The sequence below is a fragment of the Polyangium sp. 6x1 genome, assembly GCF_029946515.1.
Classification (GTDB): Bacteria; Myxococcota_A; Polyangia; order Polyangiales; family Polyangiaceae; genus Polyangium.
Map to the genome: position 1 here is coordinate 78,042 of NZ_JARZHH010000001.1, position 11,695 is coordinate 89,736.

The following is an 11,695-nucleotide window of genomic DNA, read 5'->3' on the forward strand; positions in this document are numbered from 1 at the left end:
CGAGGCGCTCGCGACGTGCATCCCGCGTGCGACGAGCGCCAAAAAGGAGATTTCATGAGCGGTTCAAGGAACGCCAGGGTCGGGCTCGATGCGCTGCTGACGCCGGAGAACTCCGTACTCCTCCTGATTGACCATCAGCCGTATCAATTCGCCAATCTGCACAGCCACGAGCCGACGATGATCGTGAACAACGTCATCGGCCTGGCCAAGACCGCCAAGGCGTTCGGCGTCCCGACCATCCTGACGACGGTGCTCGAAGAGCGGGGCGGCTACCTGATCAAGGGGCTGCAGGACGTGTTCCCGGAGCAAAAGCCGATCAATCGGACGTTCATCAATACCTGGGAGGACCGCCGCGTCGTCGAGGCCGTGGAGAAGACGGGCCGAAAGAAGCTCATCATCGCTGCCCTCTGGACCGAGATTTGTCTCGCCATGCCGGTCATCCACGCGCTCGGCGAAGGCTACGACGTCTACATCGTGACCGATGCGTCGGGCGGGGTAACCGCCGAGGCGCACGATATGGCCGTGCGGCGCATGGTCCAGGCGGGGGCCGTGCCGATCACGTGGATGGCCGTGGGCGGAGAATGGCAGCGCGACTGGGCCCGCGAGAAGACGGTGGCGGGCATGGCCGATCTTCTGGGACAACATGGCGGCGCGACCGGCGTCGTGACCGCCTGGGAGTGGCAGCTTCTCGGCATCCATCAGGCCAAATAGCTCCGCGGAGCTCCCGCGACCCGCCGGGCGCGCCTTTGGGTTTGTCCACGGGTCCGGGGGAGCATCACTCTTCTGTTGCTCCGGCCCGCCCCGCGGCCCGGCCGAGGCGCTCGGCCAGGCGGCGGAGGTGCTCGATGAGCTCCACTGGCTCGTGCACCTCGAACTCGAACCCCATGAACCCGAGGTGGAACGCGAGCGCCTCGAGGCTCCCGCCGCCGGTGTGGACCACGCAGCGGTCGGGCGCCAGCGCCTCGACGCGCCCCGCCACGCCCGACAGCCGCTCCGAGACGGCCTGCGCTGGGGCGTGCACCGTCACGCGCGCCCGGTGCGGGTACGCGACGGTGGAGACCGACTTCGACACATAGGCGGCCACGTCCTCCGCGGGCAGGGGGCGCGGCTTGAAGCGCCCCGCCGTCTTCGGCCTGCCCTGGATGCGATCGACGCGGAACGTCCGCCATGCGCCTCGATCGAGATCGTACGCGAGCAGGTACCAGCGGTGGCTCGTGTGCACGAGCCGGTACGGCTCGACGGCGCGCACGCTCGCGGCGCCGCTATGGCTGCTGTAGTCGAAGCGCAGGACCTCGGCGTCGCGGCACGCGTTCGCCATCGCGGCGAGCGCGTCCGCGTCGACGGTGGGTCCGCCGTCGCCCAGCCGCACGCTCACGGCCTCGAGCGCGCTCACCTTGCGCCGGAGCCGCTTGGGGAGCACCTGCTCGAGCTTCCCGAGCGCGCGGACCGACGCCTCCTCCAGCCCCTTCACCGGTCCGGTCGCCGCCGCGCGCAGCCCCACGGCGACGGCGACGGCCTCGTCGTCCTCGAGGGGCAGCGGCGGCAGCTCCTTCCCGGCGCCGAGCTGGTATCCGCCGCCGATGCCGGTGGCCGCGTGGACGGGGTATCCGAGGCTCCGGAGCCGGTCCACGTCGCGCCGGACGCTGCGCTCGGTGATCTCGAGCTCGCGGCCGAGCTCCGCGCCCGTCCAGAAGCGCCGGGATTGCAGCAGCGACAGCAGCTTCAGCAGCCGCGCGGAGGTCTGGACCACGTACCACCTCTCTCCTTGCGGACCGAATCTGTCCGCAATCCAGTGTAGCTTCCTCTCGTCCCTCGAGCGAGGCGTCCCAAGGCGTCCCGCCCCCATCCCTGGAGCTACCGCCCATGAGCCATGCCGCTTCCGAGCACACCACGACGACCCCCGGCCCCCGGACCTACAAGGGCAGCTGCGTTTGCCGCGCCGTCCGCTTCGAGGCCGACTTCGACCCGAGCGCCGGGACGGCGAAGTGCAACTGCACGATCTGCGCGAAGACCCAGTGGTGGGGCATCATCATAAAGCCGAGCGCTTTCCGTCTGCTCGCCGGCGAGGAGGTCCTCGGCGACCACTCGCGATCGGAGGCCGGCCATGCCCGGTTCTGCAAGACGTGCGGCATCCGCGTGTTCGGGCACGGAAACCTCCCGATGCTCGGCGGCGATTACTGCACCGTGAACCTAAACTGCCTCGATGACGCGGACCTCACCGGCGTTCCGGTGATGTACATCGACGGGCTCCACGACACGTGGGCGCCGATCGGCTCCACGACGTATGTCGATCCGTTCTCCGCCGCAAAGGGGGCTTGAGCCGGAGCACGCCGCGGCTCGGCCTCGCCGCGACGATGGCGACGGCGCTCTCGGCGTGAGCGGCGCTCAGCGCCCGCCGGCAGAGCCCGCTGCACCGCTCCCTGACGGTCGCGGTACTACACCTCGCGGTTTTTCGGCAGGATGTGACCTTGAAAGGGGTGGCGCTCAGGGGCTATCGGCAGTGATGCCGTGGTGTCACCGCGACAGCTTCACGAACGCCGCGCCGCAGTCCTCTCGAGCCGACTCGGCGTTGTAGCGCGGGCTGTAATACAGAGTCTCGGAGAACGAGATGCAGCCGCCCACGACTCCGCTCTCCGCGCAAGGTTCGCTCGATACCTTGCCTCCCTGATCGGCGCACCGGCGCGCGGCCTCGCTCTCTTCGGTCGTGCTTCCCACGCGAAAGACGCCGCAGCGGCCCTCAATGTGACAGACTATATCGGTCCACGTCGAGGGCGTGTCGTCGCCGGGAGGCGTACGGCGGCCGGTGGCGCCGCAGTCGGTGGGATAGCCAGGTGGCTTTACCGAGGTGTAGCGGAAGGTTCGATAGCCGGCATAGGTACAAGCGTCGACGCGGCCAGCCGGCTCGCAGGCGACGCCCGCGTGGAACTCGCCGCCGAGCATGGACTTGCAATATTGCTCGCGGAGATCGGCGCGGCCCACGAAGTACTCGGTGCAATGCGCGGGAGCTCCCTCCTCGACGAGGGGCTTCATCCAGCAGGAGCCGATCACCTTGGCCGGAGAGGCGTTGGCGGCCCTGACGGGGGTGAGCGCGGCCGCGCTGGAGGCGATGGCAGGGTAAGAGGTCTCGACGACCGGAGCCGCCTCACGGACAGGCTCATTGTGCGAGCACGTGGCTGTGGCGAGCGAGGTCGCGAGCAGCGCGGCGCGTAGACGCTTCATCGCGCGTGTCGTCGATCGGAGGGCGGGCGTCGTCAAGAGGGTACTCGGTATTTCAGGCGTAATGACGGTCCCTCCGTACCTCGAGGTACCACCGACCCCCCCAAGCTTCTCCTCTTGCACGCCGAGCGGGGGCAATGTCGAAGGCGAGGTCGTGCTCGCGGACCCTGTAACCGTATGCTGCTACTTGCCCGCCAGCTGAAGCGTGGACCCGGCGTATGTTGCTTGCGATGAGCGCGAGCGCGCGCTCGTCAGCGTCAATTCGGCCTGCACGCGTTGATGTTCGGGTCGAATCTGCTGCCCGCCGGGCATTGGCATCCGTACGTCGAGCCGCCCGGGGGGATCGCGCAGGTCGAGCCGCCTCCGCAGTGGATCGGCGGCGGCCCGCCGAATTCGCAAACCCAGTCATAGCCCTGCGTGTTGGTGCACGACACGTCGTCCCACGAGCCGTCGCTTTGGTTCATCGCCGAGCAGTCCTGGTATCCGTCCTCGATTCCGTCGGAGTCATTCGGCTCTCCAGAGCTAAAGGCGGAGTACGAGAGGGGAACGCCATTGGGCATGACCCAGCCGGCGCTCGTTACCGCCTGGCCGCTGAGCTGGCGCGGGCCGAGGAACGTCCGCTGATCCACGAGCAGGCTCTTCACCGCGCCATTCTCGGCGGAGGACATCGGGGTGGCGAGCTGGCCGCCGATCGCGGCGCAGAACGCCTTGGCGTCATTCGCGTTCGCGTCGCTCGCGGCGAAATTGAAATACGTCTTCGGGCCGCTCGTGGTGGTCCTCTGCGGGTCCGTCGGCGTGCACGAGCCGCCCCCGATGGCTTGCTCGGCCTCGGCGGTCATTTCATCGGCGGTCATTTCATCGGCGATCGTATCGTCAACTTCACCCATGCACCCGAGGGCGAGCGACGCGGTCGAGGCGAGCAGGATGGCGGAGAGAGCGGCAATCGATCGGTTGTTCATGACAGGCTCCTTATCTTGGTGTTCGGGATCCGGACCGAATCCCGTGGCTCGGGAGGACCCAAAGCAGGACGTGTGCCACGCGGCGATTCGGCCGTGATCTGCGGGAAATCATGGGTGCTGTGGCGCGCCGATGCGGTTATCGGGGCGAGGGATGGAGGTTGCAGCCTCCATCCTGGAGGCTGCAGCCCCAGCCAGCTCGGAGCGACACCCCGGCGGCGGCTCCGCGGGTCGGTCTCGTTACCCCTCGGGCACGACGTTCACCCCTGGGCGCGACGTGGTCGCTTCCCGACGACTTCCGCCACGCGGATGGGGCTTAGAACGCGTATACGAGCGATACTGCGCCGGACGCGACCGGCGCCGTGCTCGACGGGATGAGCGGGGATCCGCGCCCGTCCACCGCGCGGAACGTCGAATTCACGAACCTCCCCAGCGTCATCTGCGTGCCCTCGAAGCGCGTGTCTTCCACGGTCGCGCGGCGAAACCCCACCTCCACGAGGTTACACCGCGTGAAGGTCGAGCGCCGGATCGTCGCGAGCCCGAGCGCCACGAAATTCATCGCGGTCTCGACGATCGTGCAGCCGAGGAGCTCGACGTTGTTCATGTTCGCGGCGCCGAACTTCATTTTCAAAAAACGACAGTCTTCGAAGCGCGCCCCGACGAGCGTCTCGTTTCCCACGGGAAAGTGGCTGAAGCGCATCCCCTTCACCTGGATGCGGCTCGGAGAATCATCGATGCGCGCGGGGTCGAGCGTCAGCCCCACGTCATCCGGATCGCTCCTCCCGCGCTCGAGGGCCCATTGGCGGTGCTCGATCAGCCGATCATGCGTGATGACGTCTTCCCAGTTCATGGATTCTTCGGCGAGCGGCGCTGCCGCTTCGGCGTCGGGCGCTTCTCGGCCCACGTGAGCAGCTCGTCGAGCGCAGGGCACAGCGACTCGCCCCAGTCGGTCAGGTGGTACTCGACCTTGGGCGGCACCTGCGCGTGGACGATGCGCGCGACGATGCCGTCCTGCTCGAGCTGCCGGAGCTGCTGGGTCAGCATTTTCTGCGAGATGCCCGGGATGGCACGCTCCAGGTCGGAGAACCGCGGCTTCTTTCCGCCGAACAGGTGGAAGAGAATGATGAGCTTCCAACGGCCCTCGAGCATCTGAATGGCGTCCTCGATGCCGCTGGCCGCCGACGCGGGGGTGTGATGGTCATGCTTACCCAAAGGTATGTACCCCACTTTTTGGTGCGTTCTTGCGCAACGGAAGCCTACTCCTTAAAGAATGGGCCATGCAAACGAACTCCACGAACTCTTTCGAGCTGCCTGCGCCGATAGCAAGCTACTTCGCCAAGGAGACGACCGACGCACAGGCCGTCGCCCGGTGCTTCACCGAGGACGCCCTCGTCGTGGACGAGGGACACGAGCATCGCGGTCGCGCTGCCATCGCGAACTGGAACGCCGACGCCACAGCAAAGTTCTCGTTCACCACCGAGCTGCTCGCGGCAGAGACGGACGGCACGCGCGCCACGGTCCGCGCGAAGGTGACCGGCAACTTTCCGGGCAGCCCCATCGAGCTTCGCTTTCGCTTCACCCTCGCGGGCGCTCTGATCGCCCGGCTGGAGATCGCGCCATGAGCTTCGACCTCGAACTTCAGAACCGCCGCGCGCTCGTCACGGGCGGCACCAAGGGCGTCGGCGCGGCGGTCGTGACCGCGCTTCGCAATGCAGGGGCCCGCGTCGTCGCCATCGCTCGCTCGGTGCCGAGCGACGCGGACGGTGTGCACTACGTCGCGGCGGACGCCACCACCGCAGAAGGCTGCGCGCTCGTCGCGCGTGAGGCGCTTGCATACCTCGGCGGCGTCGACATCCTGGTGCACGTCCTCGGAGGCTCGAGTGCGCCTGCGGGCGGTTTCGCTGCGCTGGGGGAGGACGAGTGGAAGAAGGAGCTCGACCTCAACCTGATGCCTGCCGTGCGACTCGACCGCGCGCTCTTGCCGTCGATGCTGGCGCAGGGGTCGGGCGTCATCGTGCACGTCACGTCGATTCAGCACGAATTGCCATTGCCCGAGTCGACCACCGCCTACGCGGCCGCGAAAGCAGCGCTCTCGACCTACAGCAAGGCGCTTTCGAAGGAGGTGAGTCCGAAGCGCATTCGCGTCGTGCGCGTGTCGCCGGGCTGGGTGGAGACGGAGGCGTCCGTGCGCCTCGCCGAGCGCCTCGCTGCCCAGACAGGCACGGACTACGAGGGGGGCAAGAAGATCATCATGGACTCGCTCGGCGGCATCCCGCTGGGGCGACCTGCGAAGCCGCGCGAGGTGGCGGACCTCATCGCCTTCGTCGCGTCACCACGCGCAGGCTCCATCACCGGCACGGAATACGTCATCGACGGCGGCACGGTGCCCACGGCATGAGTGGCAAGCCGATTCGTCGCGCCGTCACGGGCCCTGGATCTTCGTGAGAAACCCCGCCTTCCTCGGGAGGCATGAGCAGAACTCGGGCCAATGCTCGGGCGGCCGATTTTCAGGGCACGAGCCCGCGTGCTGGAATCGACGCGTCAATCACGCGCGGGTGACGCAACAGCGTCCGGCTGACCTGATCCTCCCGCATCGCGGAGGCGCGTGGACCTGGGCCGGGGACGCGTGGGGTTGGCTCGGGAGCGCGTGGAGTCGAGCCAGGAGCGCGTGAAGCTGACCAAGGAACGCGTGAAGCCGACGCGGAAGCGTGATGGAGGTCACACGGCATCGCGTGAGGTTCGCGAGGGGGCGCGTGGACCCGAGCCGGGTGCACATGCGGTTCACGAGCCGGGCAGGTGGACCTCGGAGCCGAGCGGCTGGACCTGGGCGAGGGCATGCGTGGACCTCGTCCGGGAGCGCCCCAGGTTCATCGAAGGGCGCGTGGACTTCACGCGGCAGGTGCGTGGAGCTCAGGGAGGCACGCGTGGGGTTGGAGCGAGGGCGCATGAAGTCGAGCCGGGCTCGACCGCAGCTCGCGAAGAGGCGCGAGGGGCTTTGCCGTGCGCGCAGGGGCCGATGGAAACCACGACGATCACAGCGTCTTGACGAGCGCCGCGCGGCCTGCGTCCACGAATGCCTCCACCCAGCCCTCGACCTCGTCGCGCGAAACACCGAGACGTGCGGCCATCGTCGCGGCGGACGCCGTGCCCCGAAGCACCGCGAGGACGGCATCTTCCCTGCGAATGACCTCCTCCATTCTCCCCGGTGCCGCTCCTGCTGGCGCCGCCCGTCGAATGCCTGCGGGGCATCGCGCGATGGGGAGCCTTGCGGCCGGGTCGCCGAGGAGCACGTAGGCCGCGAGATCCTGTCGTTGCATCCAGAGGTTGGCACGACGCACCCGGCTCGCGTGGTCTTCCGCGAAAGCGGAGGAAAGGCTCGCGCGGTGGGCGCGCTCCTCATAGGAAATCGTGAGCTCCGTGCTCACCGAACGAAAGAATCGGACGAGCTCGTGGTGCGCGACGCCGAACCGATGCCCATGCACGAAGGCCTGGAGGATGCCCTGGAAACGTTCGGCGCGGCTCTTCGGGACGAGGCTGCCGCCCTCGATGTCGTAATCGAGAAAGCTCCAGGTCCATGCGAGCTCCACGTGACCCACCACGCCGAGCGGCCCCTCGGGGTTCGCGAGCGCGGCCTGCGGCAGGGCCGCGACGAAGGGCGGAGCGCCTGCTTGGGGCAATGCGGCGAGCACCTGGTCCGCTGCGTTTCCGATGACGCCGAGCTCGTGGAGCCTGCTCAGCCAAGGCAAATACGCGCTGCGCGAAGGGGTGCCCGCACCGTAACAAGCGAACATGAACCACACGCCGCCGGGCAAAAACGGACCGCGGGCGATGTCGTTCGCCGTGAGGAGGTCCCCCGCACGACCGAGGACCATGGCGCCCTGGTGGGCGTATTGCTCCTCGAGCGATCGCCATCCCGCCCGCGGGATCCCCGCGCCGTGGCTCATGGTGAACAGCACCCCGGCGCGCGTGCGTGCCGCCTCGCGGAGCAAAACACCGGCGGCGCTCGACAGGTCGAGCGTCGTGCCCGCGGGATCCGTCGGGATCTCGACGATTTCATCGGCGTCGAACGTGCCCGCGGCCTGGCCCTGCCGCGCCATTTCGAGGCTCGGCTGCACGAGATGACGATCCCCCTCGACCATCGCCCGCGTGCCGTCCATCACCGCATGATAAAGTGTCCGCGCGCGCGGCGCCTCCATGGCGTCCGCCCAGCGGAGCGCCTTGTCGACATAGGCTTCGTATTCGCGGTCGGTCCTGAATGCGAGTCGACCGACGAACGCCTCGCCGCCGAGCATCTGCTGGAAGTCCCAGGAAATGAGCTCGGGGCCTCCGAGCAGGAGGAGATATCGAGGCCGCGCCGCCTCGCGCCGCCGGACGGCGTCGCGATACTCCGCTTGAATCCAGGCCGCGGCGGCGACGGGATCCATTCCGGGATCGACGCGGTACACGAGCGCGTCCTCCCCTTGCTCTTCCTCACGCCTTTTTCGCAGCGGCTCGAGCAGGGAGAGCAAACGGTCGCCGGCGGGGCCTTTGGGGGCGACGAGGGCCCAGCGTTGCTCGGGGAGCGCGTCCGACGGAGCGTGTACGTTGGCCAGGCGCTGCGGGGCCTCGGGAGGCGCGCTTTGCGCAGGCGCGTCGAGCGTCGCGACGAACGGGAGGCCCTCGGCGAGGACGGGGCGGTGATCGTCGGCGTGGGCGAGGAAGAGCTGGAGTTCGGTCAAGGGGCCCTCGAATCGCAACCATCGTCGTCGAGACGAGCGGAGCGCGCAACCCTCTTCGTGGCTTTCGTGCACGCCCCGAGCGCGCGAGGGCCCCCATTGGATCGATCCGTCAGCCGCAGAAGCCGCTCCAGGACGACATGATGCCCGGAGGCGAGACGGACGCCGCGGACGAGCAGCTCGCGCCGTAGGTGCCGCTCTTCGTCACGCCATAGGTCCACGGGGTCGAACAGACGACGCGCGACGACGAATACGTCGGGGAGCAGCCGAAGTTCGTGCAGGCTTGCGCCGAGATCGTGAACGTCTGGCAGCCACCGGTGCACGCGACCTGCGCGAGCGCGGCCGCGCCGTAGTACCCCGCGTAGGGCGAGCTCGGGCCGGTATAAAAGGCGATGTCACACGAGACCGTCAAATTCGTACCGACCGGCGCCGCCGCGATGTTCTGCGCGGCCTCCTGGAGGTTCGCGAGCTGCGCCTGGAGCTGCTCGATCGCATCGTTCACGGCAGGATCTTCCTCCGCCTGCGAGGCGCTCCGCGCCTGGAGCTCGGAGATCTCCTTTTCGGCTTGCTCGATCGCCCACTTGTGCCCCTCGGCGCCGGCGACGATGCGGCTTCCGCCGTCCTGCGCCCCGTTCTCCCAGACGCCCGGAGCGAGCTCCTTCCACGCCGCATTGGGCACGAGCGAGAGCGCCTCGCCTTCCCCCGTGCGCTCGAGTCGCATTTCACTCTCCGTGGGGATGGAAAGCGCCCCGCTTTCGTCGACGAGCGCCTCCTGGACGTTGTCGGGCCCCAACGAGGCGTCCATACAGCCCGCCATCACGGCGCTGCTGGCGATCAGGGCCGCGGAGAAGAAACGAATCGCGAAGGTCGAACGTGCATTGTTCATGGTGGGGCTCCTTTTCTTTGCTCGGTCGCGTTTGCGGCCGCTGTCCCTCCTCATTGCACCGAGCATGCCAGGCCTGCCGGGCCCCCGCGCTTCCCTTTTCGGGCGAAAAGGGGCGTGACGCCGGGCGCTGACGCGTCAGGAGCCGGATTGGACGTCTGCCGAGGGGATTGTCGCGTCAGCGCTCGCTGACGTCTGAAATCACGAGGCGGAGCTCGCGCACGCGGCGCAAGAGCGCCCGCTCGGAGACCTCCAGCCGCTCGGCCATCCGCGCGAGATCGCCGCCGAGCTCACGGTGGCATTGAACGATCTCCGGCTCCGTGAGGTTACCCGCGGTGCGGAATCCGGGAAGTCGCTCGATGATCATGTAGATGGCTGCCCGTGAGATGCCGAGCTTCTCTGCGGTCGCGGCGAAATCCCAGCGACACGAGCGCAAGGCCTCCCGGAGCTCGGCCTCGGTGATGTCGGCGGGCTTTCGGCGAGTGGCGCTGCGTGAACGGGACGCGGCCTCGTCGCTCGGGGCCTTGATGGCGGCCGGCGGAGGATCGGACGCGGGGGCTTTCGGAGGATCGGGGGGCGCCTGCAGGACGGGCTGCGAGTTCTCCGGCTCTCGTGGAGGTTGCTTCACGAGCAGCCGCTCCACGGCGGGCGTCATGTCCGCACGATTGCGCCCACGATTGCCGACGACGATTTGCCGAACGACGTTTCGCAGCTGTCGCACGTTGCCAGGCCAGTCGGAATCGACGAGGCGCGCGACGAGGGACGCAGGGAGCCACGGCTTGGCGCCGCCAGCCGGAGCTGCGAGGCGCTGCAATTCCCCGACCTCTGCGAGATCCTCGCGCAAGAACCGCACGAGGAGCCGACCAATGTCGTCCCGGCGCTCGCGGAGCGGCGGAATCCATATTTCGTACGCCGCGAGCCGGTTCAAGAGCGGCGCGCGAAACGAACCCGACGCGACCTTTCCCTCGAGATCCGCGTCGGTGGCAGCGACGACACGCACGTCCGTTTTCCGGAGCTGCGTGGAGCCCACGGTCTGGATCTCGCCCGTCTCCAGCGTACGCAGCAGCGCGACCTGAAGCTCGACCGGTGCCTCGCCGACCTCGTCGAGGAAGAGCGTGCCGCCGTGCGCCTGCTCGAAATAACCGACCTGGCGCCGGACGGATCCGGTGAACGCGCCCTTCTCCGCGCCGAAGAGCTCGGAAACGGCGAGCGAAGGTGCAATGGCGCCCAGGTTGACGGCGACGAACGGTTTGTCGCGGCGTGGACTCGCCCGGTGAACCGCGCGGGCGACGAGCTCCTTGCCGCTGCCGGTCTCGCCGCGGAGCAGGACGGGCAGGTCGAGATCGGCGATGCTCTGAATGTCCCAGAGCACGCGGCGGAGGCCGTCGCTCGCACCCACGAGCTCGCGCGTTTCGTCGCCCCCGCCTCCGTCGAGGACGCCTTCGGGCGTGCCGACGTGATGTGCGAGAAGGACAACCCGGTGGCCGAGCTCGATCACGGCGCCGCGAGCGAGCTCCTTGGCAGAGAGCACCGTGCTCCCGACGATCCGCTGGCCGCGCACGGCCACCGCGGTGCTGCTGTCGCCCACATCGATACGGACGCTCCCGTCGGAGGCGGCCGTGAGCAGGATCGGTTTGCGGCTGAGGTGCTCGTCGCCGAGGGGCTCGCCGTCCCCGAGGGCGCCGGGAGGCGCGAACCCCGGCTCGGTGCGAGACAGCGCCAATGGGCGCCCCGAAGAGCCGTCGACGAGGACACGATCTCCCACGCGGTCGAGGGCCGGGTGGTAAACGACGGTCAAGGCAAGGGTGGGAGCGTCGTCGCCGGATGCGGTGGCGGTGCCGCGACCCACGAGGGTGGTGCGCGTGAGCCCGGTTCTCCTGGCGATGGGCATGCGCCGCCGATGGTAAAACGGGGGGAGCGGCGGG

General features: G+C 68.5%; 12 protein-coding genes. 4 read left to right on the top strand and 8 right to left on the bottom strand.

Annotation, left to right across the window (positions count from 1 at the left end; all coding sequences use genetic code 11):
* Positions 1-54 precede the first annotated feature (54 nt).
* Entirely contained in the window at positions 55-711 is a 657-nt protein-coding gene (locus tag QHF85_RS00315) for a hydrolase (RefSeq protein WP_348652710.1), read from the top strand.
* Positions 712-775: 64 nt separating this feature from the next.
* On the opposite strand, the gene QHF85_RS00320 is transcribed toward QHF85_RS00315, so the two are convergent.
* Positions 776-1,750 (bottom strand): YafY family protein, encoded by a 975-nt coding sequence (locus tag QHF85_RS00320; RefSeq protein ID WP_281324965.1) that lies wholly within the window; start codon positions 1,748-1,750, stop codon positions 776-778.
* 113 nt (positions 1,751-1,863) lie between these two features.
* Here QHF85_RS00320 and QHF85_RS00325 point away from each other — a divergent pair, with 113 nt between their 5' ends.
* Entirely contained in the window at positions 1,864-2,319 is a 456-nt protein-coding gene (locus QHF85_RS00325; RefSeq protein WP_281324966.1) for a GFA family protein, read from the top strand.
* A gap of 195 nt (positions 2,320-2,514) precedes the next feature.
* Here QHF85_RS00325 and QHF85_RS00330 read toward each other — a convergent pair whose 3' ends face one another.
* From QHF85_RS00330 to QHF85_RS00345, 4 genes are all read right to left on the bottom strand, one after another.
* Positions 2,515-3,219 (bottom strand): hypothetical protein, encoded by a 705-nt coding sequence (locus QHF85_RS00330; RefSeq protein ID WP_281324967.1) that lies wholly within the window; start codon positions 3,217-3,219, stop codon positions 2,515-2,517.
* A gap of 254 nt (positions 3,220-3,473) precedes the next feature.
* Positions 3,474-4,175 (bottom strand): lectin-like protein, encoded by a 702-nt coding sequence (locus tag QHF85_RS00335; protein ID WP_281324968.1) that lies wholly within the window; start codon positions 4,173-4,175, stop codon positions 3,474-3,476.
* 313 nt (positions 4,176-4,488) lie between these two features.
* A complete protein-coding gene (locus QHF85_RS00340) occupies positions 4,489-5,022 on the bottom strand; it encodes a pentapeptide repeat-containing protein (protein WP_281324969.1) in 534 nt (177 codons plus the stop codon).
* Positions 5,019-5,399 (bottom strand): helix-turn-helix domain-containing protein, encoded by a 381-nt coding sequence (locus QHF85_RS00345; RefSeq protein WP_348652701.1) that lies wholly within the window; start codon positions 5,397-5,399, stop codon positions 5,019-5,021. The genes QHF85_RS00340 and QHF85_RS00345 overlap by 4 nt, the downstream gene beginning before the upstream one ends.
* Positions 5,400-5,449: 50 nt before the next feature.
* On the opposite strand from QHF85_RS00345, the gene QHF85_RS00350 reads away from it, so the two are divergent.
* The gene (locus QHF85_RS00350; protein WP_281324971.1) at positions 5,450-5,794 is read left to right on the top strand and encodes a nuclear transport factor 2 family protein; all 345 of its coding nucleotides are present in this window, start codon (positions 5,450-5,452) and stop codon (positions 5,792-5,794) included.
* Positions 5,791-6,570 (top strand): SDR family oxidoreductase, encoded by a 780-nt coding sequence (locus QHF85_RS00355; protein ID WP_281324972.1) that lies wholly within the window; start codon positions 5,791-5,793, stop codon positions 6,568-6,570. The genes QHF85_RS00350 and QHF85_RS00355 overlap by 4 nt, the downstream gene beginning before the upstream one ends.
* A gap of 634 nt (positions 6,571-7,204) precedes the next feature.
* Here the strand turns inward: QHF85_RS00355 and QHF85_RS00360 are convergent.
* From QHF85_RS00360 to QHF85_RS00370, 3 genes are all read right to left on the bottom strand, one after another.
* The gene (locus tag QHF85_RS00360; RefSeq protein WP_281324973.1) at positions 7,205-8,890 is read right to left on the bottom strand and encodes a hypothetical protein; all 1,686 of its coding nucleotides are present in this window, start codon (positions 8,888-8,890) and stop codon (positions 7,205-7,207) included.
* Between the two features lie 109 nt (positions 8,891-8,999).
* Positions 9,000-9,773 (bottom strand): hypothetical protein, encoded by a 774-nt coding sequence (locus tag QHF85_RS00365; protein ID WP_281324974.1) that lies wholly within the window; start codon positions 9,771-9,773, stop codon positions 9,000-9,002.
* Between the two features lie 175 nt (positions 9,774-9,948).
* Positions 9,949-11,661 carry a sigma 54-interacting transcriptional regulator gene (locus tag QHF85_RS00370; protein WP_281324975.1) on the bottom strand — a complete coding sequence of 571 codons (1,713 nt, stop codon included), beginning with the start codon at positions 11,659-11,661 and terminating at the stop codon, positions 9,949-9,951.
* Positions 11,662-11,695 lie beyond the last annotated feature (34 nt).